This is a genomic window from Mycoplasma sp. 11548 (assembly GCF_055523555.1).
The window spans coordinates 406,229-430,267 of sequence record NZ_JBVFVF010000001.1; the positions used below are offsets into that span (position 1 = coordinate 406,229).

Below are 24,039 nucleotides of genomic sequence, written 5' to 3' on the forward strand. Positions count from 1 at the left end.
TATGAAAAAAAAGATATGTTTTCTTATTAGCTTGTTAGCCATAATGCCGCTATCTAGTTGTAATGTTAAAGAAAACGATGTAGTAAAGGTAAATAAAAGCGAAACATCACACAATGAAATGGATGATGAATTTAAAATAGATGAAAGATGATTTAATTTATTAAATAATTTATATAGCCATAATTTTGATAATAATGGTAAGTTAAAACTTTTAACCAATGATCAATCATGAGTTATTCTAAAAATGTTGAAAAATAAAAAGTATAATTATAAATATAAAAAATTGATCGAAGAATATTTAAATAAAATTTCTATTGACAATAATCTTGAGGAAAATGCTTCATTTAATTTAAATTATCTTTTATATTTAAAAGAAACCTTAGAATACAATTGAGAAAATACTGATGTTGATAAATTAATTTATAATGAAGAAAAAAACAAGAAAGAAATTAATGACTTAAAAAAAATAGACATTAATATAATTACTGAATTAATAAAAAATGATAAAAATTCAAAATTTAGTGAATTAGCATATGCTTTTGCAAGCACTTTTTTTGGTGTTTTGAATAATAACATAGATTTTACAAAAAAATTTTCATACTATGATCACTTATTTCGTAAAAAGTATAAATTTAATTTTAATGATTTTGAACACCACACAATAGGTAGTTATTTTAAGCGTTTAATCACACCTTATGTTAGTGATATAAATCAAAAAAAGAAATATTGATGAAGCCATTTTGATGATGAATTAAGAAAATTATTTTTATATCCACCATATGATGATGAAAAAGTAAGAAAACAAATAAATAAGAAATATAACGAGGGTAAGTTTTTATCTATAAAAAATATAATTGGTGAATACACAAACGGTAAAAATATAAAAATCAACTTTCAATCAAATAGAAATTTACTTGATAAAAAAGAAAATATTAAGTTAATAACAAAGGAATATAAAAAAGGGAATTATTTATTTCGTTTTATTACACTTAAAGAATATGCTCCATTGTATTCTTATGATGAATTTAAAAGCATATATAAAGAAGATGGAAAAAAACGTTTTTCTAATAAAAACTTTTCAGGGAATTTCTATTTTTCATTAGATACAAATAAACTATTTTCGAAAAACAATTCTGAATTAAAAGAAATATACATATTAAAGACTGATAATATTTTTATAAATGAAGATTTTAATTCCTTTGATGCTGAAAATTTTGAAAATATTTTAAACAATTATTACAATCATATAAACAAAGAACCAGATAATTTAGTTTTATCTATAGATGAATTTATGCCAATATTCAAAACTGGTAAAGAATATTTGGAATTATTTAAAAAAATTCAAAAGGATTATGATATGCCTATTTCTAGTGAATTTGTAACGCTGTAGAATAACTACTTTTTTGCACTACTTTTTTAATTTTTTGCCCAGACTCTTGGGGTTAATCATTTTTTTATTTTTTGATTTATATTATGGATTCCTTTGTCGCAAAAAAGATAACGAAAAAACAAACCAAAAAAATTTTTTTCTTCTTTGGCAACTAAATTGGAAAATTTATATATTTTTTGATGTTTTTACTGTCTAAAAAATTAAGATATGATTATGTATATTATTAAATTAACTATAAAATTTCAAAATGAAACAAAAAGATTTTAACCCCCCCTTGATTGCAATCAAGGGGGACTTACTTTTGAAAAAGTAAGCAAAACTTCCAGAAAACACGTGGCCGTGTTTTCTATTTTATTATTTTCTTTTTTATTAAAAAATATTAAAATTAATATGCATCAATTTTTATTTCATCATTGATGCTTCTGTGTAATGTTCGAAGTATCTCTAAATACTCAGCCATAATCTTATTGGCTTCAAGGTTATTTCCTTGTGCATTCACAGAGACACTATTAAACTTTGAGATGTATAATTCAAGAGTTTTAAAAAATGAGTTTGTTTTCTTATGGATAAATGCTAGTTTTCCAACGGCAGGGATAGAATAATCTAAACCTTTCTCAAGAGCTCACATTTCTGTAAAGCTTAGATATTTTCCATTAGGTTCTTTGGCAAAGTATTTTTTTCCATTATATTTAAAATACAAATTATCATCAGAAGAATGTACTAACACAACATCAGAATTATAAGGAAATATAATCCTTTTGTCATGCATATCGAAAGCTGCAAGGTTTTTACCTTGGTATCTAACAACACCATTTAAAACTTTTCTATTAATCTCTAAATCAACGGCTCAATTGCCGTTTTTCTTTCCTTCTTTTTGAAAGACATTATGTTTAGAAATTATTTTTTTATTCCTCGTGTTGTAATAATTTTGAAATACTTCGTTATTTTGCTTTAAATCATTAATATCTTTATATCCGTTTTCATGAATTAATAATGGGTATTGATCTAATGATGTTCTAAAAGATCTCTCAACGTGTGGTTTATGTTTGGGATTAGAAGAACTGAGTACTTCTATTCCTTTTTTATTTAAATCTTTTTCAAAAATTGTTTGTGCGTTTTCGTTTCCCCAAAAAGTTCTTCTTTTATCAGTATAAATTTTCTTTGGAAATCCATATTTCTTAAATACTATTTCTAACAGTCTTTGATATCCTAATGTTGTTTCTTGTTCTTCAAATCATGCTGCTAATAATGTTCCAGTGGCAACATCAATTGCATGATAAAGATAGAATGGTTTATTATTTTTTAAATATGGTTCAAGCTGAGCATCGATTTCAACAATTTCACCAAATTCTAAATTTTTCTTTAGACCCAAAACTTGTCTTTGTTTTTCATTTTGTTTAATTTGTTTATAATATTTTTTTAATAGCAATGTTGTCTCTTGTGAAGTTTTCTTCTTTGATAATTTTGCTATTTTTCTTCCTCTTTTGGTTGTATGTATATTAAATAATCCTAATTGGTTGAATCTTCTTACCAAAGTTTTGTAAGAAATTTTTTGCCTTATAAAAGAACCATATTCTGAATAATAATAACTTTTAAACGAAAGTTGGTTATTTGTTAGAATGCTATTTAAAATAATTTCACATGTTTTTAAATAATCTTTAAACACTAATTCAATTTCTGAATCTGTAACTTTGCAACTTCTTTGTTGATTTTTATTTTTATGACTGATGTCAATTTCTTGATTACTTTTTATTATTTTTTTATATCTTTTTACAGTTGATACACTAAGGTTTGTAATTAAACTAAGTTGAGATAAAGATTTTTCAATATTAGCAGCAATTAATATGAGAGATTGCTGTTTTTTTAGTTCGTAGTTTGTTAAGTTTTTATACTTATCTATGTTATGTTTGATTCTCATAAATAATTTATACCATATTTTAATTAAATTAGCTCACTTTCGGTGGGATTTATATATGGACCTAAATAGTTGTCATTGGACATATTATTGTTTATTTGAGAAACATTTTGCCAATCTAATGATAATAATGTATAATACATTATTATAAGAATTGGAGGCAATTATGTTTGAAATATTTGCAACAAAAAATGATGAAGGAAGAACCTTATACAAACTCTTGGTGAAATATTTAAATAATTTAAATAAATCTCGCCTTGAAAAATTATTTCGTAAAAAAGATATCAAGATTAATAATTTAAGAACAAATGATAAAACTATAAAGATAAAAGAAGGTGATCATATTATCGTTTATGGTGTTTTTGATGTTATTAAGAAAGAAACTGCAATTAAAACTAAAGTTAATTTAAATATTATTTATGAAGATGAAAATATTTTATTAATTAATAAAGAGCCAGGAGTTGTGGTTCATGGTGAAGAAGATTCTTTAGACAATCAAGTTTTAACTTATTTAAATTTTCAACATTTAGATAGTTTTAAACCATCACATGTTGGTCGTTTAGATAAAAGCACAAGCGGCTTGATGCTTTATGCAAAAAATTATCCTACATTAGTTGAATTAAATGATAAGCATCAGTTTTTTGTAAAGAAATACTTATTTAAATCAAACTTAGAATTAATTCCAGGTCAAAAACTTGAATTATCATTATATTTAACTAAAGATGAATTACACCACCGTATGAAAGCACACAAAAATAAATTGCCAAATTCTCAAATAGCACAAACACTATTTTACCTTGAAAATAATGACAAAATTGCCCAATTAATTACAGGCCGCAAACATCAAATAAGAGCTAGTTTAAAATATTTACAAAAACCCATTTTTGGTGATCGAAAATATGGCGGCAAACCAGATGATCGATTAATGTTGCATTCATTTTGCTTACAATTTCAGAATTTAACGGGTAATTTAAAATATTTAAATAAAAAAGAATTTTTTACAAATAAACCAAAATGATAGGAGTAATATGAAAACAATAGATAACGAAAAGATTAAACAAATTGTTGAATCATTGCTTTTTGAGCCAAATAATGAAGTTATTAATAATATTTTAGATAATTGAAATGAATTAAACAGAAGCATCAAACTCTTTGACCAATTTGATTTGTCAAATATCAAACCAATGACCCATATTAATGAAACTTATTTAATTGATTTTTTACGTGATGATATTCCCAATACCACAAATTCTATTACTAAGGAAGATATTTTAAAAAATGCCAAAAACAAGGATGAAGATTATATTTTATTAACAAAGGTGGTAGACTAATGCGAAAGTTATTTGTTAAAGGGGATTATGATAATGCAATTGAATCTCTAAAGAATGATACAAATAATGCAGTTGCATCACTCTTAAAAATTGAGCAAAAGAAAAATTTAGATTCTCCTTTAAATGGTGCTGTTGCAACTATTAAAGATAATTATGCAATTAAAGGATATGAAACAAAAGCTTCTAGCATGATTTTGGAAGGTTTTGATCCCAATTATAATGCAACAGTTGTTACTAAATTAAAAGATGCTGGAGTTTTATTTGTTGCCAAAACACACCAAGATGAATTATCTCTTGGAGGAACTGGAACATACAGTGCTTATGGACTTATAAAAAATCCATATGATTCTAATAGATATGCTGGTGGATCATCTTCTGGATCTGCCGCTACTTTAACAACTAATATTTCTTTTTCAATTGGAAGTGACACAGGTGATAGTGTTCGCCTACCGGCATCTTTCGTTAAAAAAGTTGGCTTTAAACCTTCATATGGTTCTATTAGCCGCTATGGGTTATTTGCATATGCTTCATCTTTAGACACTGTTGCATATTTCACTCATAATGTAAATGATTCAATATTAATTTCTCAAACTTTATTTGGTAAGGATGCAAATGATATGACATCAGTTGATGTTGAAATTGATAATGTTGTAAAAACTAAACCAGCTAAGGTTGTTTTGCTTGATCTTACGGATCAAGTAAAAGATTATTATATAAATTCATGAAATTCATTAATTAGAAAATTAGAGGAAGATGGAGTTGCTGTTCAGGTAGTTAAACCAAATTATAAAATTTTAGAGTTGATCCAACCGGTTTATCGAATTATTTCGTTTTCTGAAGCTAGTTCGAATTTAGCTAATTTAACTGGTGTTAGTTTTGGCAATAGAGTTGAAGGGAGAACTTGAGAAGACACATTTAAAAATACCCGCTCATCAAAATTTGGTCATATGGTCCAAGAAAGATTAGCATTAGGTAGCTACTTTTTATATAACGAAAACCAACAAGAAATTTTTGTTAAAGCTCAAAAAGTTCGTCGTTTAATATCTAATTATTATGCAAGTTTATTCCAGCAAGGTGATGTATTGATTTATCCTGCAACTGCTGGCATTGCACCAAAATTCACAGATACTTCAAGCAATAATGTTATCAACTTTATTTTAACTGGATCTAATTTACTAGGAAACCCATCGATTACCTTGCCATTAGGCGTAAAAGACAATCTTGGTTATAGCATTGCCCTAGATTGTTCATTATATCAAGATAAAAAACTACTTGGAATTGCTGAATATGTTGAAGAATTAATCAAAGGAGGATTATAATGCATGATAATTTTGAAGTAATTATTGGAATTGAGATTCACGTTGAATTAAAAACTAAAACTAAAATGTTTTCATCAACTCCAATTGATTATTTTGCTAGACCAAATACAAAAGCAAATCAAGTAGATCTAGGTTACCCCGGTACTTTGCCATTAGTTAACAAAGAAGCTGTAAAATACGCTTTAACTTTAGCTAAAGCATTAAATATGGAAATTGATGATGAAATGCATTTTGATCGCAAACATTACTTTTATCCAGATTTACCAAAAGGTTATCAAATTACCCAATTTTACCGCCCAATCGGGAAAAATGGTGAGCTAGAAATTAAGGTTAACAATTCTAATAAAAAAGTGAAAATTGAACGTATTCACCTTGAAGAAGATACAGCAAGGCAACATCATAGCGAGCAAGGCACTAAACTGGATTATAATAGAGCAGGTATACCTTTAATTGAAATAGTTACATATCCAGTCATTAGAAGCGCAAAAGAAGCTTCTGCTTATGTTGATATGATTAAGAGAATTGTGCTTGCTCTTGAAATATCTGAAGGTAAACTTGAACAAGGAAGTTTGCGTGCTGATATCAATATTTCGCTTCGCCCGTTTGGGTCTAATGTATTTGGTCCAAAAGTAGAAATCAAAAACCTTAATTCACTTTCAAATATTGAAAAAGCTATCGAATATGAAATTAACTTGCAAACAAAACAAATATTAACTAATGATCCAATTTTACAAGCAACTAAACGTTTTGATGCTGATAAAAATGAAAATATAATAATGCGGGTTAAAACTGGTGCTGTAGATTATAAATACTTTCCAGAACCAAATATTCCACTAATTAAACTTTCCAAAAAATTTGTTGATTCAGCAGTAGTTCCAGAACTACCAAACCAAAAAGAACAACGATATACAGATGTAAAGATACAAAATATTTATATTCAAAGCTTGTTAGATGATATTAAATTAGCAAAGTATTTTGATAGTATTGAATATGATGACAAAGAAAAATTATCTAAGCTATTCTTTGCTGAAATAGTTTCGCTTGCTAACGCTAAGGGTCTTAAAGCTTATGATTTAAATATTTCTGCATCAATTTTTAAAGATGCAATTATATTACTTGACCAAGGGATTATCTCAGGAAAATCTTTTAAAAAACTTGTGCCGTTGCTAGTTAATTTTAATGGTGATTTGACTTCTTTAATAAAAGAGCACAATTTGCAACAAATTTCAGACCCTATTTTAATAAATTCCTTAATATCCAAAATTGTTGATGAAAATCATGAAATTGTTGCCGAATATGAGCAAAGACCAGAAAAAGTTACTAAGTTTATTCTTGGTTCCTTAATGAAAGAAACTGGTGGTCAAGTAAACCCTGTTTTAGCTAGTGAAATAACTACAAAGGTTTTAAATGATCTTTTTAAGAACAACTAAAAATCATTATAAAAAATATTTACGATTAAAGAATAAAAAAACACATTTAAGAAGATTTTATACTAATTTGATTTATCCAGATAGGCTTGAATTTTTAAATGTTATTTATAGTACCATTTTAAAATATATTATTTTATTTTTTGCATCAACTTTAATTTGAAAAAAAAATGATGATAATAATAAAATTAAACGCAATAAATTGGTTAATTTAGTTTACTCTCACTATAACTCCAAAGAAACAAGTTTTGTATGAATTTCAACAATTTTTTATGTATTAATTTCATTTATTCCAGTCATTTATATTGTTGGTTTTTTAAATCTTATGATTAATAATGCAATAACACCATTAAAAGAATATGTTGAACCATTAGCAAAATCTCGAAGTGATTCAGTGCCAAACAACATTTTTCAATACTTATTTAATTCAATTGTGTTCCAAAAATTTATTCCTGGAGGAGAACATTATTTTATATTAGATAATCAAAATCCAGATGCCGGATTTAATTCATTTTTAACTTTAATTCCAGGTTCTTTTATTGCCTTGCCTTCTTTATATATTGCAAGCGGCGGATATGGTAAGGTAATTTCTGCTTATAATTTTATTTTTTCACATAGTAGAACTGGAACTTTTTTAGGAAATCGTGTCAAAGGTTTTTTCTTGGTTTTAGTTATTTCAGTTTTACTTTGATTTTTTAGCAATCTTTTCATATTAACTGAAGTAAAAATTTGAAAAACTTATGGGGATATCAGTTATTGATTATCAGATTTTATTTATTTACTTTATGCACTTGTTTTTTTAAATGTATTATTTTTAGTTTTATTTAAATTGATACCATCATTTAAAATTAGATTTAAAGACATATTTAAGGGAACTATTGTTGCTAGCCTCCCTTCATATATTTTAATTGTAATATATATTTATTTAAATGAATTTGTATCTTATAGTAAATTTGGGTCTGCAGCAGGGTTTTTCTTTTCGATAAGTTTTTTTATTAACTGATTTATTTATTTTATGTTTTTAGGAATTATTTTTAACAATGCTTATTATAAAAGTTTTGTTAGTGCTCGGACTATTCCTAAAAGAATTTATGCATTCCTTTAGGCAGGCTTGTAAGCCTGTTTTTTTGTTTTTTGTGTTTTTTGCTATACTCCTTTATTTTTAAATATATGAAGCGCAAAACATTTGGACAAATTTTATTAATATTATTATTTTTATTTTCGGTTGCTGGAACAATTGTTATCTTGCAAGTTTATGTTAATAAACCAAGCAAAGAAGAATATAAAAATGAGGAGAAAGTTTATATTTATTATGTAACTGGAGCAGTATTGCACGACGGCATCCATAAATCAACGAAAAAACTCACATACCGAGAGCTGTTATTTCAAGCATCCGCACAAGGTTTTGCGGATCTTTCAAGTTTTAAAATGAATAATTTTGTCCCTGATAATGGCAAGATCCATGTTCCTTATTTAGATCTGAAGCTAAATTGGGATGATTTTGATAATATTAAACAATTAAGTACTTTAAAATTATCAAATAAGATAGCTCAGGCTTTATTAGACCATAGAAAGGAGAATAAACAAACAACATGAAAAGCTATTGGTGAGATAAGTGGAATTGGGCAAAAGACGCTTGAAAAGTTAATGAATTATTTAGTCCTAAATTAAAGAATTTAATCATATTTTTTTTAATATCGTTTGGTATCTTATTTCTACAAGAAAACAACACTTTATGAATTTTGTTATCTTTAACTTGCTTCTTGCTTTTTTTTATTTTAATGCCATGAGAATTCAAATTCTTGATTATTAGTTTAGTAATAATTTTTATCTCGTATTTTATTAAGCAAATATTAAATAATATTATGCTTAATTATTTTAATAATATTTACTGAGTGGAGTTAGTAGATACAAATAGTTATAAACTAATTAATATTAATAATCAAGCTTTTTATCTTAATATTAATAGCATCAATACAAAATTGAATTTATGGGATAAAATATATATTGAAGGTAATACTAAAGGTAATTATTTTGAAAATATTAAAAATGTTAAGTTTTTAAAATCATATGATTTTCGCATACATATCTTTAAATTTTTTAATTCTCATAATTCAGTATATTCTGAATTTGTAATACCGTTATTATTTGGTCATAGTGTTAATTACAAAAATAGTCCGTTTTCTTATGCAAGTGAATTAGGTTTAGTACATATTCTAATTATTAGTGGTATGCATTTTCAGTTGCTTGCAATGTTTTTGAATAAAGTTTTTAAAGGGAAAACAAAAAATATAACTTATATTATCTGCTTTGTATACTGAATTATTTGTCTTAAGTCCATCTCAGTAAATCGCGCCTTCTTTTCGATTCTTTTAAATAGTGCCTTAAACAAAAAAACATACAAAGAATATAAATTTAGTTTAATAGTGGTTTTAACTATATTTTTTACTTCAAACCTAAGGGTAAATTCACAAGGGTATTGACTAAGCTTTATTTTGTCAATATTTATAAGTAATATGAAAAAACAGAATAACAATAAATGGTTATTGTCTTATGTTGCAAATTATTTTCAAATATGGATAATTTCGGCGAGTTTAATTGTGGTATGAAAAGAAGATATAAATATCACATCTTGATTTTTGAGTTTGGTTATATCTCCGATATTCGAAATATTGTATATTTGCCTCCTTTTACTAATATGACTTCCGCCAGCACTTGTATTTATTAGATTTATACTTGATAATTCTTTATCATTATTATTATTTTGAAAAATTAATCTTAATGTTAATTGAATAATTATGTCTATTTTATTTATAGGATGCTTTATATCCTTTTTAACTGTTTTTATAAATAAAAAAGAAAATAAAATATAATAAGAGTATGAAATTTATTTTTGGTGATGAATCTTATTTTATAAATAAAAATCTTAATGAAATTAGGTCTAGATATACCCTTGATCAAATAATTGTCTTAGACGAGGATTATGAATTTTCAGAGTTAATTGAGTTAATCGCAACGGAAACTTTGTTTGTAGATAAAAAGTTAATTATAGTAAAAAATTTAGATCTTATCGAAACTACTAAATATAATAAAAAACAACAACAAAATGCAGAATTATTAATTGAAACTTTGGTTAGATTTTCTGACAGTAATGAAGTAGTATTTGTTTACATTTCTGCAAAAATGGCAAATAATATGCTTACCAGTTTTTTAAATCAAAATGCAACATTATATGAATGTAAAAAAATACCTAAAAAAGAAATAGCAGCGCAATTATTATTACTTTGTAAAGAAAAAAATATAAAATTCTCATATACTGATATAAATTTATTTTTAGATAAAATGCCAGATAATCTTGAAATAATTATGAACGAATTTAATAATTTAACACAAACTTACCAAACTATAAATTTTGAAGTTATTAATTTAGTAATTGCAAAATATGCGAAAAATGAAGTTTTTTCGTTCCTTAATTCAATAGACACATTTAACCTTACTACTATTTACCAAAAGTATTTAGAGCGTATTTCTGAGGGAGAAGAAATCACATCATTAATTGCCCAACTTAGCACTATACTAAGCGATTGTGTTAATTATTATTATTTAATTGCATCTGGCCTTAACAATATGCAAATTACTGAAAAACTAAAGCAACCCTTATGAAAAATTAGGAAATTATCAACTATTTTGAATAATTTTGGTTTTAAAAAACTTAAAAATGTGATTTATGAATTAGGAAAACTAGATATTTTATCAAAAACAAGCGGGGTGAATGTAAATGAATTATTTGAAATCTTTCTCGTTAAAAACTTTTAAAATAAATTCTAACAATGAATACTTTATTTTTTTATTTAATAAATGCCAGGAAAAACTAGCACCAGAAAGTTTTAAAGAATATTTAAAGAATATTTATAAAAAAATTGAAATCATAAGAAATAATAATCTCAAGATTGTTTTAATTTTGCCTCATTGATATTATTTATCAGAGTTTGAAAATGAAGAATTAGCTAATAATATTCATGAAAATTATAAATTTTTGAGTTCTTGGTTAAAAGAATTAGTTTTATTACAAAATATAACAATCCTGCAATTGATTAATTTTAAAGAACTTGACTTTTTATCATACTCTATATCAAAAAACTCAAATTCTATCAATGATTCGGTGAATACAGAAGATTCAATTGAACGAGTTGTTAATTTTGTATCAATGGGAGCGAAATTAGACCATAATAATGAATTTTATTATGGTATTGATGAACATCAAACAAAACTTTATTGAAATTTATTTTTAATCAAATCATATTTTGAAAAAGAATATAATGTAACTGGTTTTGTATTTGAAGGCTTTGAATCGCACATGAGGAAATTCTCAAAAAATATAGTAATGAAAGAAGTAGATTATTTAAATCGAGTTTTTACTGTTTTTAAAAAGGAAAATAGTTCAAGAATTTACAGTTATACAAGCATCATAAAGAATAATAAACACCTAGATTTATTAAGTTTTTTAGATAATAAAATTTATGAGTTTAATTTTGGAAGTAATCTTTCAGTAAATATTTTGCGGACAATGTTGTTAAATAAAGGAATTTATAATATTAATTTTGATAATTATTTAAACTCAAAAAATCATGAATATCTTTTCTTAGTTCAAAGACTAAAAACTATTATTCATGAACTTGTATTTAATAACCCGCAAATATCTTTTACATATTTAAGTAATTTATCTTTAAGAAACTGAATAAATAAAGGTTTTTTATATAATTTTAATTTCTTGGATTACTTATACGATTATTTAATTGAACAAGTCAACAACTTAAATATACAATTTGTAATAAAGCGAGAAGGCGAAATAAATACAAAGTACTTATATCATAATATCCATAAAGGAATAATTGAAAAACAATTAATTTATGATAATGAAGTTTATATTCGTAAAATTAACATAACAAATAAGATATATCGTGAACGGAACTTCATATTAATGCCTTATGAATCAAAAGAAAAAATTCAAAGAAAGAATTTTTAACTCTTTGAATTTTTTTTAGTTTTTAAATAAATTGAGAGATAGGTTCTTTTGATTCTGCTTCTTGTGTATCTTTTGCTAATGCATGCTTCAATAAATTCCTCATACGTTTGATGGTATATATTTTTTTTAAATAAATTTTCGATTCCTTCATCGACCATTTTATATGATCGTAAAGTTTTTAAACTACTTTTGTTAATTATTTTTTGAAACTTCGGGTAAGTTTCGTTGATTTGTTTAAATTTTTTAATATTCATTGGTGTATATTTACTAATATCCTGGTTATGTAAAGCCATTTTACGTATATGAGTTGCAGAGGCAAAATTATCTTGGGTTTGGTCAGAATGAAAGCCTATTGTTCGTTTAATACAAAGTGGCCTTATATTAAAATTATTTTCTACAATTGTTTTAACATACTCAATTCCCAAAATGTCATTTGGAGTATTTAATGAGTAATTTGCTAAATCTTGCATTGCTAAAGATGAAGATCTTGGGAAGCTATTACCACCAGTTTTTAAATATTTTTTTAAAAGTGCATTATATTCTGTTTTTTTATATTTTAAAATATAAGCGACTTTTAAAAATTGTGTTATATCAGCTGTTTCCGATCCAAAAACTAAATAATCAATTTTATGTTTATTTAGTTTCTTGACAGCTTCACTAGCAAATATATGTGCAGCTTGGTTTGAAATATTATTTTTAAGTTTTATAAATTTGTTAACACCGTATTTTTTGGCAATTTTTTTGCGTGCTTTTCAAGATACGCATATGTATTCAGCCCGCTGTGAAAATTTATAACTCATAGCGACATAAATTTTTGAATTAGGGAATTTTTGTTTAATTCATTTTAATTGAAAAATATGGCCATTATGAAAAGGGTTATACTCAGCTACAATTCCAACTTTTACTGGTTTTGTTTTGTTATTCATATTGTTTTATTATAAATTAATAACTAATTTTTTTGTTAATTTTTCCATTTTTAAATTTTGATTTTTATATTATAATAGTAATGCTATTTGATAACATAGTTAGAAAATAAATTTATATTAATTGCAAGGAGGAAAATATGGCTATAGTACCAAAACGCAAGACATCAAAACAACGTAAACACAAAAGACAAACACATAGTGCTTTAGAAACACCTAATTTAATTAAATGTTCAAATTGCACAAAATTAATTGAACAACATACTTTATGTCAACATTGTGGTTTTTACAAAGGTAAAAAACATCCTGCTTATCTTGCATTAAATGATCGTATTAAAAATAGTTAAATTTAATAAATAAATAGACAGCACAAAATTTGCCTGTCTTTTTTTATTTTTTGTTCACTAAATCAATTTTTATATCATCTTTTTGGAGGAAAAAATGATTTTATACAAAATTGGAGAAATTGTTTTCAAAAACAAATCAAGTATTATATTCGAAAATAAAGGTGATGGATATATGGTGAATGTTGCAAATATCCAACGTTTTGAGGTTGGTACAAAGTGCAAAATTTATTTATATGAGCACAACACCGAGTTTTACAAAAATATTTATGGATTTAAAGATTTTAAAGAAAGATTATTATTCACTGATTTGATTTCAGTTGAAAAGGTCGGCCCAAAAATTGCCATGATGATTTTAGATAAGGGTTGAGAAGTAGTTGCTCAATATATAGCAACGGATAATTGAGCAGAATTATCTAAAATTAACTTTGTTTCAGAAAAAACAGCTAAGTATATTTGTGTTGAATTAAAAGCCAAATGATCTAAATTAGTTGATTTAAGCGAGGACAAACGTGCTGAAGTTAATAATTTAACTGACTTAACAAATACACTTAGCTCATTAGGATTTAAGCGTAATCAAATTGAATATGCTATAGCTAATATTACTGAAAAAATAGATCTTGATAAAATGGTGGAAGAAAGCATAAGCATAATAACCACAAACAGTGATTCACAACTTAGAACTTAGGCCTTCTACATTTGATGGTTTTATTGGCCAAAAAAATTTAGTTAAAACATTAAAAACAGTCATAAATAGTTCTAAAATACAACAAAAAACTCTCCCACATATTTTGTTTTATGGCAGCCCAGGTATGGGAAAAACAACATTAGTATCAATAATAGCAAATGAAATTGGTGCTAAAATCCATTATATTCAAGGGGCAAACATTGAAAAAAAGAGTGATTTAATAAATGTTCTATCAGTTATAAATGAAGGTGATATTGTTTTTATTGATGAAATCCACAGTATTAATAAAACAGTTGTTGAGTTTTTATATAATGCAATGGAGGATTTTGTCTTTGATTTAATAATTGGAGTAGATGGTAATTCGCGCTCGATGCGAATGAAGATTAAAAAATTTACGCTAATAGGAGCAACTACCCGTATTAATGATTTGCAACAACCACTTAAAGACCGCTTTGGATATATAGGGCGGTTAGTGAATTACGAACAAGATGAAATTTGCAAAATTTTAAATAATTCTGCTATGAAAATTAATGTAAATATTTCAAGTGATTGTGTTAAAAAAATAGCAGAATATTCGCGAAAAACTCCACGTATTGCTAACCACTTATTACAAAGAGTAAATGACTTTGCAATATCCTTAAATAATGGTTTAATAGATTTGTCAGTTATTAAAAAAACATTTAAATCCCTTGATTTATATCGTTATGGTTTAACAAAAGATCATGTTGAATATTTAGAACTATTAAAAGAAAATTTTTATGAAAAATATGTTTCACTTCTGACTTTATCAAGTTTAATAAAATTTAATAAAGAAAATATTGTAAGTGATATTGAACCAATTTTATTATTCTATAATTTAATTGAAAAAAACTCTCGCGGTAGACGAATTACAAGCGAAGGCATTGATTATTTATACCATAGTAAACGCAATTAAAGATTTTCAAACTCAAAAATTATAGAATTTTATCCCAGACAAACATTAGAATGCAATGTTTATCTGGGATTTTTTTCTTAAATTTAGCTACCAAAAAATATCACTAATAATAGCATATAAAAACCAGGTTTGTAGAATAACTACTTTTTTGAACTACATTTTTAATTTTTTGCCCAGACTGTTGGGGTTAATCATTTTTTTATTTTTTGATTTATATTATGATGCTTTTGTTACAAAAAAAGATAACGAAAAAACAAAGAAAAAAAATTTTTTTCTTCTTTGGCAACTAAATTGGAAAATTTATATATTTTTTGATGTTTTTACTGTCTAAAAAATTAAGACATAATTATGCATATTGTTAAATTAACTATAAAATTTCAAAATGAAGCAAAAAGATTTTTAACCCCCCGCCCTTGATTGCAATCAAGGGGGCCTTACTTTTGAAAAAGTAAGCAAAACTTCCAGAAAACACGTGCCCGTGTTTTCTATTTTTATTATTTTCTTTTTTATTAAAAAATATTAAAATTAATATGCATCAATTTTTATTTCATCATTGATGCTTCTGTGTAATGTTCGAAGTATCTCTAAATACTCAGCCATAATCTTATTGGCTTCAAGGTTATTTCCTTGTGCATTCACAGAGACACTATTAAACTTTGAGATGTATAATTCAAGAGTTTTAAAAAATGAGTTTGTTTTCTTATGGATAAATGCTAGTTTTCCAACGGCAGGGATAGAATAATCTAAACCTTTCTCAAGAGCTCACATTTCTGTAAAGCTTAGATATTTTCCATTAGGTTCTTTGGCAAAGTATTTTTTTCCATTATATTTAAAATACAAATTATCATCAGAACAATGTACTAACACAACATCAGAATTATAAGGAAATATAATCCTTTTGTCATGCATATCGAAAGCTGCAAGGTTTTTACCTTGGTATCTAACAACACCATTTAAAACTTTTCTATTAATCTCTAAATCAACGGCTCAATTGCCGTTTTTCTTTCCTTCTTTTTGAAAGACATTATGTTTAGAAATTATTTTTTTATTCCTCGTGTTGTAATAATTTTGAAATACTTCGTTATTTTGCTTTAAATCATTAATATCTTTATATCCGTTTTCATGAATTAATAATGGGTATTGATCTAATGATGTTCTAAAAGATCTCTCAACGTGAGGTTTATGTTTGGGATTAGATGAACTGAGTACTTCTATTCCTTTTTTATTTAAATCTTTTTCAAAAATTGTTTGTGCGTTTTCGTTTCCCCAAAAAGTTCTTCTTTTATCAGTATAAATTTTCTTTGGAAATCCATATTTCTTAAATACTATTTCTAACAGTCTTTGATATCCTAATGTTGTTTCTTGTTCTTCAAATCATGCTGCTAATAATGTTCCAGTAGCAACATCAATTGCATGATAAAGATAGAATGGTTTATTATTTTTTAAATATGGTTCAAGCTGAGCATCGATTTCAACAATTTCACCAAATTCTAAATTTTTCTTTAGACCCAAAACTTGTCTTTGTTTTTCATTTTGTTTAATTTGTTTATAATATTTTTTTAATAGCAATGTTGTCTCTTGTGAAGTTTTCTTCTTTGATATTTTTGCTATTTTTCTTCCTCTTTTGGTTGTATGTATATTAAATAATCCTAATTGGTTGAATCTTCTTACCAAAGTTTTGTAAGAAATTTTTTGCCTTATAAAAGAACCATATTCTGAATAATAATAACTTTTAAACGAAAGTTGGTTATTTGTTAGAACGCTATTTAAAATAATTTCACATGTTTTTAAATAATCTTTAAACACTAATTCAATTTCTGAATCTGTAACTTTGCAACTTCTTTGTTGATTTTTATTTTTATGACTGATGTCAATTTCTTGATTACTTTTTATTATTTTTTTATATCTTTTTACAGTTGATACACTAAGGTTTGTAATTAAACTAAGTTGAGATAAAGATTTTTCAATATTAGCAGCAATTAATATGAGAGATTGCTGTTTTTTTAGTTCGTAGTTTGTTAAGTTTTTGTACTTATCTATGTTATGTTTGATTCTCATAAATAATTTATACCATATTTTAATTAAATTAGTTCACTTTCCATGGGATTTATATATGGACCTAAATAGTTGTCATTGGACAAAAAAATATCACTAATAATAGCATATAAAAACCAGGTTTTATGGTATAGTATAATATATGAAATTTTTAAATAAAATATTTAAATTAACATCATGAAAAAGGCTTTTAATTAGTACTTTGCTTTTAATAGCAGGTCTACTTTCAATTATCTTTGGTAGTCTTTTTTATTTTAACTCCAACGTTAATAAAACCTATGAGTATAATCCAGGAACTCAAATAGTTGTTAAGATAAAAAGTGACAAACCCGATTCTATTGATAATTTAAAGATTTCAAAGTCTATTAATGACCGTTTAGTTGATAGTTTTGGTTATAGCGGAATTAAGGTAGAGCCTTATTCTAGTGATAAAATATCAATTTCTAAAAGTGGTAAACTTTCACAACTGGAGTTAAGTAATTTTATTAACAAAGTTATACAAAAACCTTCAATTATCGCAACGTCAACTGATATGAAGCCATTATTTTATTTAGGTAAGTTTAATAATTCCCAAGCACTTGATTATAAAAACGTTTATGATTATAATATTCCGTTTAAACCTGGAAGTGCTGAATATGTTGAACAAAATGGAAACAACAGTGTTAAAATAGCCTTAAATGGAAATACTGGTGAAACAGAATATTCAAAAGCCACTGAATCACTAGTTGGCAAAGAAATTTTGATTTGACTTAACATTCAAAACCTATATGAAAAAGCAGTTAATGAATATCAAAGTGATTGACAAAGTGCAAATCAAAATTTATATAATTTTATTCATGTTAACAACTCAGTTAAATCAAAAAAAACTGATTCAAATGAAGAGACTAACAATAAACTTAAAGAAAGTGAATTAAATGTTTCAAAAGAATATTTAATTCATAATGCACAAGTATATTATGTTCATAATGGGGAACATCTTTATTTATCAAATAAAGCAACTTTATCTAATTCTGAGTCTAAATCGTTAGTTGAAAAAATTAATTTTGCTTTAGGAGATTATAGCTTAGAACTTTTTTCAACACATAATTCTCAAGATCATTCAGGTTCACAAAATACTTATTTATATGCCATAATTGGATCATTAGTTACTTTCGCAATTTTAGCTTTTATTCAAATTATTAATTATGGACTATTAGGTGTAATTGCTGCTATTTCAAGTGCTTTATATGCAGCCCTTACTTTAGCAATGTTTACAGTGGTTAGAGGAGAGTATTCTCCTGCAAGCTTAAGTGCCTTTTTACTAGGTATGCTAATTTTATTTGAATCTTCATCTGGCTGGTTTGAAAAATTCAAAGATAGGCATCTAGGAGGAGATTCTATTAAGAAAGCTATTATTAATACTGCACGATTTAATTCATTAAGAATTATTGACAGCAATGTAATAATTTTTGTGTCCAGTTTAATTATCTTCTTTTTAGGAACCAACGAAATTAAGCAGTTTAGTTCATTTACAGTTTTTGGTACAATAATATCACTTATAATCTCATTGATTTTTTTAAAGTTTATTATTATTTCGATCAGTACTTCTGATTACTTTATTGAAAAAATTAAATTATTTGGTATTACAAAATTAAGCCACAAAGCATATATTTTTAAAAATAAAATAAGTGTAAATTATTTTAAACACTTCAAATTCATCTTAATTTTATTTACTGCCTTAATTTTAATTTCAACCATTATTTTTGGTGCACTAGCTGGAACCAGAGGGAGTGCTTTAAATGGGTTTAATGTTTCAAATAGTTTTAGTGGATATTACACAATTAACATCACTTCACTTGATAAATCTAAGTATTTCTTTGATTCAGAATTAGCTAATAATTTTATCAATTATATTAATGATTCGGCAGTTTTAAATAAATCATTAATTACCCAATCATCAATATATTCAATTACTGGTCTTGATGGACTAACCGGTGTATCAATACAACTATCTCATCATGATCAAGATATTTTAAAACAAATACAAGAACTAGCAAATTCATATAGTAATAATTTATTAAGTGTCGATAGTGTTAATATAACAAATATTTCATCACTTAATGACTTGCAATGAGTTGTTATTGGTATTGTTATTTCATCTGCAGTTATCTTACTTTATGTTGCATTTAGACTTGGTTTAGTCTTTAGCATTGTTTGAGCTCTGACAAGTGTTCTTGATTTCTTAATTGTTTTTGGATTACTAATATTGACTAGAATTCAGATCAATAACTATAGTTTAATCATCTTTTTAATCATCTTTATTTGGTCTAATAATGAAAAGATGCATATTTTTACAGACTTAAAGGAAAATGTAAAATTAAAATATCATAAACAAGTGCTAACAACACCAGAGATTTTAAATGTTGCTAATTATACAATTACACAAAACCTTAAACGTTTTATAGTTTCGTTCCTTGGGATTTTAGCATTAGGTATTGGTTTAATATTTATCGGTACAAGTACCAATAATTTACCTACTATTTTAATCTTTATTTCATTACCGTTAATTCTTGTTTTCTCTTCTTATTTATCTGTTTATGTTTGAGTAAAAATATTCAGTTATAGTGAAGGAATCAAACAAAAACGAATTGATACAGGTTATTGAAAAGTTAATAAACTTGAAGAACAAACTTTTAATGGAATTAATGATTATTTATAATTTAAACTTAGTTTATAACACTCTTATTTATAAGGGTGTTATTTTTGTATAAATAGAAAATAAAAAATTTGGTATAATAATCTTGTTATGGATAAAACAAGAAATAGATTTATAGAATATCAAGATAATTTTTTAGACTTAATAAAATCTAATTCCACATATAATCTAATTAAGCTTACTTCTGAAATAATTGCATTTACATTTGAATGAATGAAACGCAATCATATTGAGATTGTTAACCTTCCAGTGAATACTCAAAGCATATCAAGTCCTATGGGGTTAGGCAGTGATTCGTTACCATATAAAGTTTTTTCATCTTCAAAACCAAATTACTCTTTTTATCTTGCGGATAGTATGCAATTTTATTTAGAATTGTTATTAAGAACTAAGGGGGATTGAAAGAGTTGGTTATATCTCTCCGTCTTTTAGAGGTGAAGATGTTGATCAAAGACACCTACATCAGTTTTATCATTTTGAAATTGAAATTATAGGAAACAAAAATCAAGCAAAAGAATTAGTTATTAACTATTTAAAGAAGCTTATAACAAGATTAGTTAATAAAAAACCCGGGTTACTTAATTCTTATAATGCAAGCAATGTTTCCAGATTGAAAAAATGGATAAAACAAGAAGTTTATGACCTTGACTTTTCAGATGCGGTAAGCATTTTAGAAAATGAGCATAACATAGGGATAGATAATAAAAATGGATTTATTAATATAAATAGTCATGGTGAAAAATATTTAATGCTGAAATTTTCGGACAAAATTTTTTGATTAAATAATTTTCCTTGAATAAACACCCCTTTTTACCAAAAAAGATTTGGTGAATATTCTTTAAACTCAGATCTTTTAATTGGTATTGGTGAAACTGTGGGACTAGGACAAAGATGTTTTGACTATGATGAAACTATTGCCTCTATTAATGATCACCAAAATAAACCTAATGAATATAACTGGTATCTCCAAATGAAAAAAGAACAACCCTTACAAACTTCAGGTTTTGGAATTGGTATTGAAAGATTAATTTTATTTATAACTGGATTAGAGGATATCCGTGATGTACAAGTAATTCCGAGGCTTACGGATCTGGAGGTCTTACCATAATGATAATTAAAATATTAAATAAACTAAACAGTCATATAAACCAATTTAACAAAGAAACTAATTCTAACCTTAAAATAATATTAAAAGGTAGCGCTGTTTTTTGATTAGAACAGCAAGCAAAAGATAATATGCCCGCTGATTTGGATGTTGTTTTATGATCAACTAGTTATGAAACAAAACTTGCATTCTTAAAATTTATACAAACTTACGAAAAAATAGAAGTTGCAAAAAATGATGGCAATTTATTTATTTTTAATTTAGATTCTTTAACAATAGAAATAATTTTGCTAGAACAACTTAACTTAAAATTTACAACAAGTTCACATTGAGATGGTATTTTACTTTTAAAAGGTAAATGGTTATTTACGCAGAAGTTACTTGCTCTACCATATATAATGAGTGATTATTTTCCACATGATAGGGATAAAAAAATCCGCCGCACAATTGAACAATTAACAAATTGAAAAATTTTGGTAAATACTAGTGAATTATTTAATAGTGAAACAATAGACTTTTTGAAGCATTGTCTTTGAAATAGTTTTTTTATTTTTTACAAATATAACTATACAGAAATGTTAATTTTTGATTATGGTAATAAAGACTTTTATAAAAAGTTAACTAAAGACGATGAGATAGTTGACATTATTGTAAAATTTTACGAATTTTTCGCTAAAGATCAAAAGATTCAACTAATTGTAAAAATTGGTGAAAGAATCTTACAAAATAAAGATTTTATTACTAACTTTTTATTAAATAATTATAATATTCCCTCATTGCCTGGCACTGAAATAAATTTCTTAAGTAAAGTTTTTGAAATACAAAGGAACAACTTCAAAGGGTTTTATTTAAAGGAAAATAACAAAAAAGAAAAAAAATTATTTATAAGTCATAGTGATGAAGCTGGAGGTTTGTTAGTTGCGAATAATGTTTATAACTTAGGTACATGCAATTGAATTTCAGGAGATTATGATTTATATAATCTTGATGGGGAATATATTAAACGAGTAAACGGAACTGCAATAACTAGCGAAGTATATTCAAAAGAATATCAATCAAAGATCGCAAGAAAACAATTAGAAATTGATTATGAGAATTATGATAATCAAATTTTACAAGTGATTTCAAGTCAAAAACCTGAGTTTAATGATTCTTATTTTATCACTAGAAACCATGACAATCGCATTAATACCCTTGCATTAAGAATGATAGAAAAAACAAAGATTGCAAACCTTAATTATCTAATAACAACACGTGAGGAAGTTCAGTTACAAAGTTCAAAACTAAAAGAAGTTAAAGATATTATAGGTTCAAAGGATTATATTTATAATTTAGAAGTATCTAAATATCAAAATTGGGATAATGAAAATTTATTAATCCGTGTTGCTGATTTTTATACGGGTATTAATCCAAAAATGTTAGAACATATTTCTAAAATTTTTAATGATTATGCTCTACCTTTTCAATATTATTTTGGTGCCGGATCTACAGACCAAACAGAGTTTCAATTTGAAAATTCAATAACAATTGCTATACCAGCTAATGAAATTCATTCATATTCATCTAAAATTTTCCATAAAAATATATTTTATATGTTATTTGCGATAGGTATTTTAAATGAAGAGTTTTCTAAATAACCTTTATAAATATACTGGTTCTTTAGCAATTTCCTTAATTGGATCCGAAGCATTTAAATTTGCTTCGTCATTATATATATACCGTATTACTGGAGATTTTTGGCTAGTATCAATTTTATATTTACTTATTCAACTGCCAACAATTATTGTTTATATTTTTAGTTCTAAAATAGTTTATTTTTTTAAAAGATTATCTGGTAAATCTATTTTATTTATTTGCGACGTCATAAGCGTTTTATTTTTAGTATCTTTAATTGCCATGTTTTTTGCAATCAAAGATAGTTATACATTTTCAATTTTATTAATTATAGTATCTGCTATATTAGGATTTATACATTCTTTTAGATTTATTTATATAAAAAATATAGTTTACTATATAGCAACGAATGAAAAGCAAATGTGAAAGATGAACATTGGATCATCATTTGCAACTTCAGTTGGTTTTATGGCTTCACCAATTTTATCTTTTTTTATTTATCAAAATCTTAGTTTTTATTATTTGATTATTTTTAACTGTATTACTTATTTATTATCTGGATTCTTATACTTATGACTTCAGACGAACACTGAGAAATCGGTATTTACAACAACAAAGCTAAATAAAGCTAACCATACGACTATAATAGAACCAAAGCCATACAAAAAGTGGATTTATGTACTTTCTGCCTCAACCATAATTGGTATTTTTACATATCCTCGTGGTAGTGGCTTGCCGCAATATTTTAAATTAATGTCAGATTTTTCAATAGATATTTGAAGTTTTTATATAAATATTATTTTTTCAGCTAGTGCATTGCTATCATCTATTATTCAGTTTTGGCTTAAGAAAATTAAGGCAATTAAAATATCTTGAGTTTTATCAATCATATCTTTAGCTGGATTTGTATGATTACTAGGTTTAATATTTATCAAAGATCAATTTACAAATCTAATTTTATTTATAATCTTTAGTTCAATGCAACAATTCTTATTCTCACTATTTTTAAGTCAATACTATAGTTTAACTTATGAATTATTTGATGCCAAAACCTTCCATAAACAAAATGGTATTTCATTAAGTTTTAGAATTATATTAAGTTCGTTGCTTATTATTTTATTAACCTACTTAGCTACAATTTGAGTTACATATACATTTATTGCATATTTTGTTGTAATCTTAGTTTCAACAATACTAATTTGAATTTATCAACCAAAAATTAAAAAAAGTGGATACTAGACTCAAAATGATTAAATTTATATAAAACATTTAG

The 24,039-nt window shown here is 25.5% G+C and carries 20 protein-coding genes; 17 read left to right on the forward strand and 3 right to left on the reverse strand.

The window, feature by feature from the left end; all coding sequences use genetic code 4:
* Position 1 precedes the first annotated feature (1 nt).
* Positions 2-1,390, forward strand: coding sequence for a hypothetical protein (locus AC0B4K_RS01660; RefSeq protein WP_465103547.1), 1,389 nt, complete (start codon positions 2-4; stop codon positions 1,388-1,390).
* 385 nt (positions 1,391-1,775) lie between these two features.
* Here AC0B4K_RS01660 and AC0B4K_RS01665 read toward each other — a convergent pair whose 3' ends face one another.
* Positions 1,776-3,308, reverse strand: a complete 1,533-nt coding sequence (locus tag AC0B4K_RS01665) for a transposase family protein (protein WP_465103548.1) — start codon at positions 3,306-3,308, stop codon at positions 1,776-1,778.
* Positions 3,309-3,471: 163 nt separating this feature from the next.
* Between AC0B4K_RS01665 and AC0B4K_RS01670 the strand changes: the two genes are divergently transcribed.
* From AC0B4K_RS01670 to AC0B4K_RS01705, 8 genes are all read left to right on the forward strand, one after another.
* A complete protein-coding gene (locus AC0B4K_RS01670) occupies positions 3,472-4,326 on the forward strand; it encodes a pseudouridine synthase (protein ID WP_465103549.1) in 855 nt (284 codons plus the stop codon).
* 7 nt (positions 4,327-4,333) lie between these two features.
* Complete coding sequence (locus AC0B4K_RS01675) at positions 4,334-4,636, forward strand: Asp-tRNA(Asn)/Glu-tRNA(Gln) amidotransferase subunit GatC (protein ID WP_465103550.1); 303 nt, start codon at positions 4,334-4,336, stop codon at positions 4,634-4,636.
* Entirely contained in the window at positions 4,636-5,955 is a 1,320-nt protein-coding gene (locus AC0B4K_RS01680) for an amidase family protein (RefSeq protein WP_465103551.1), read from the forward strand. Before AC0B4K_RS01675 ends, AC0B4K_RS01680 begins: the two co-directional genes overlap by 1 nt.
* Entirely contained in the window at positions 5,955-7,385 is a 1,431-nt protein-coding gene (gatB, locus tag AC0B4K_RS01685; protein WP_465103552.1) for an Asp-tRNA(Asn)/Glu-tRNA(Gln) amidotransferase subunit GatB, read from the forward strand. The genes AC0B4K_RS01680 and gatB overlap by 1 nt, the downstream gene beginning before the upstream one ends.
* Complete coding sequence (locus AC0B4K_RS01690; RefSeq protein ID WP_465103553.1) at positions 7,363-8,487, forward strand: YhjD/YihY/BrkB family envelope integrity protein; 1,125 nt, start codon at positions 7,363-7,365, stop codon at positions 8,485-8,487. The genes gatB and AC0B4K_RS01690 overlap by 23 nt, the downstream gene beginning before the upstream one ends.
* A 65-nt stretch (positions 8,488-8,552) precedes the next feature.
* Complete coding sequence (locus AC0B4K_RS01695; protein ID WP_465101410.1) at positions 8,553-9,053, forward strand: MAG0490 family ComEA-like DNA-binding protein; 501 nt, start codon at positions 8,553-8,555, stop codon at positions 9,051-9,053.
* Between the two features lie 1,209 nt (positions 9,054-10,262).
* Entirely contained in the window at positions 10,263-11,198 is a 936-nt protein-coding gene (gene holA, locus AC0B4K_RS01700) for a DNA polymerase III subunit delta (RefSeq protein ID WP_465103554.1), read from the forward strand.
* Positions 11,161-12,408 carry a hypothetical protein gene (locus tag AC0B4K_RS01705; protein ID WP_465103555.1) on the forward strand — a complete coding sequence of 416 codons (1,248 nt, stop codon included), beginning with the start codon at positions 11,161-11,163 and terminating at the stop codon, positions 12,406-12,408. Before holA ends, AC0B4K_RS01705 begins: the two co-directional genes overlap by 38 nt.
* Here the strand turns inward: AC0B4K_RS01705 and AC0B4K_RS01710 are convergent.
* Positions 12,405-13,334 carry a nucleotidyltransferase gene (locus AC0B4K_RS01710; protein ID WP_465103556.1) on the reverse strand — a complete coding sequence of 310 codons (930 nt, stop codon included), beginning with the start codon at positions 13,332-13,334 and terminating at the stop codon, positions 12,405-12,407. The genes AC0B4K_RS01705 and AC0B4K_RS01710 overlap by 4 nt on opposite strands.
* A gap of 137 nt (positions 13,335-13,471) precedes the next feature.
* Here AC0B4K_RS01710 and rpmF point away from each other — a divergent pair, with 137 nt between their 5' ends.
* The 3 genes from rpmF (at position 13,472) to ruvB (ending at position 15,297) form a co-directional block, all read left to right on the forward strand.
* The gene (gene rpmF / locus AC0B4K_RS01715) at positions 13,472-13,678 is read left to right on the forward strand and encodes a 50S ribosomal protein L32 (RefSeq protein ID WP_465101414.1); all 207 of its coding nucleotides are present in this window, start codon (positions 13,472-13,474) and stop codon (positions 13,676-13,678) included.
* Positions 13,679-13,772: 94 nt separating this feature from the next.
* A complete protein-coding gene (gene ruvA / locus AC0B4K_RS01720; RefSeq protein WP_465102245.1) occupies positions 13,773-14,363 on the forward strand; it encodes a Holliday junction branch migration protein RuvA in 591 nt (196 codons plus the stop codon).
* Positions 14,341-15,297: a Holliday junction branch migration DNA helicase RuvB gene (gene ruvB / locus AC0B4K_RS01725; protein WP_465103040.1), complete on the forward strand. Its 957-nt coding sequence runs from the start codon at positions 14,341-14,343 to the stop codon at positions 15,295-15,297. Before ruvA ends, ruvB begins: the two co-directional genes overlap by 23 nt.
* 525 nt (positions 15,298-15,822) lie before the next feature.
* Here the strand turns inward: ruvB and AC0B4K_RS01730 are convergent.
* Positions 15,823-17,355 carry a transposase family protein gene (locus tag AC0B4K_RS01730; RefSeq protein WP_465103315.1) on the reverse strand — a complete coding sequence of 511 codons (1,533 nt, stop codon included), beginning with the start codon at positions 17,353-17,355 and terminating at the stop codon, positions 15,823-15,825.
* 139 nt (positions 17,356-17,494) lie between these two features.
* Between AC0B4K_RS01730 and secDF the strand changes: the two genes are divergently transcribed.
* From secDF to AC0B4K_RS01755, 5 genes are all read left to right on the forward strand, one after another.
* Positions 17,495-20,050: a protein translocase subunit SecDF gene (secDF, locus tag AC0B4K_RS01735; RefSeq protein WP_465103557.1), complete on the forward strand. Its 2,556-nt coding sequence runs from the start codon at positions 17,495-17,497 to the stop codon at positions 20,048-20,050.
* Between the two features lie 87 nt (positions 20,051-20,137).
* A complete protein-coding gene (locus AC0B4K_RS01740; protein WP_465103558.1) occupies positions 20,138-20,479 on the forward strand; it encodes an amino acid--tRNA ligase-related protein in 342 nt (113 codons plus the stop codon).
* Positions 20,463-21,155 (forward strand): amino acid--tRNA ligase-related protein, encoded by a 693-nt coding sequence (locus AC0B4K_RS01745; protein WP_465103985.1) that lies wholly within the window; start codon positions 20,463-20,465, stop codon positions 21,153-21,155. Before AC0B4K_RS01740 ends, AC0B4K_RS01745 begins: the two co-directional genes overlap by 17 nt.
* Positions 21,155-22,789 carry a zinc-binding metallopeptidase family protein gene (locus AC0B4K_RS01750; RefSeq protein WP_465103559.1) on the forward strand — a complete coding sequence of 545 codons (1,635 nt, stop codon included), beginning with the start codon at positions 21,155-21,157 and terminating at the stop codon, positions 22,787-22,789. Before AC0B4K_RS01745 ends, AC0B4K_RS01750 begins: the two co-directional genes overlap by 1 nt.
* Positions 22,770-24,005 carry an MFS transporter gene (locus tag AC0B4K_RS01755; RefSeq protein WP_465103560.1) on the forward strand — a complete coding sequence of 412 codons (1,236 nt, stop codon included), beginning with the start codon at positions 22,770-22,772 and terminating at the stop codon, positions 24,003-24,005. Before AC0B4K_RS01750 ends, AC0B4K_RS01755 begins: the two co-directional genes overlap by 20 nt.
* The last annotated feature ends 34 nt before the right edge of the window (positions 24,006-24,039 follow it).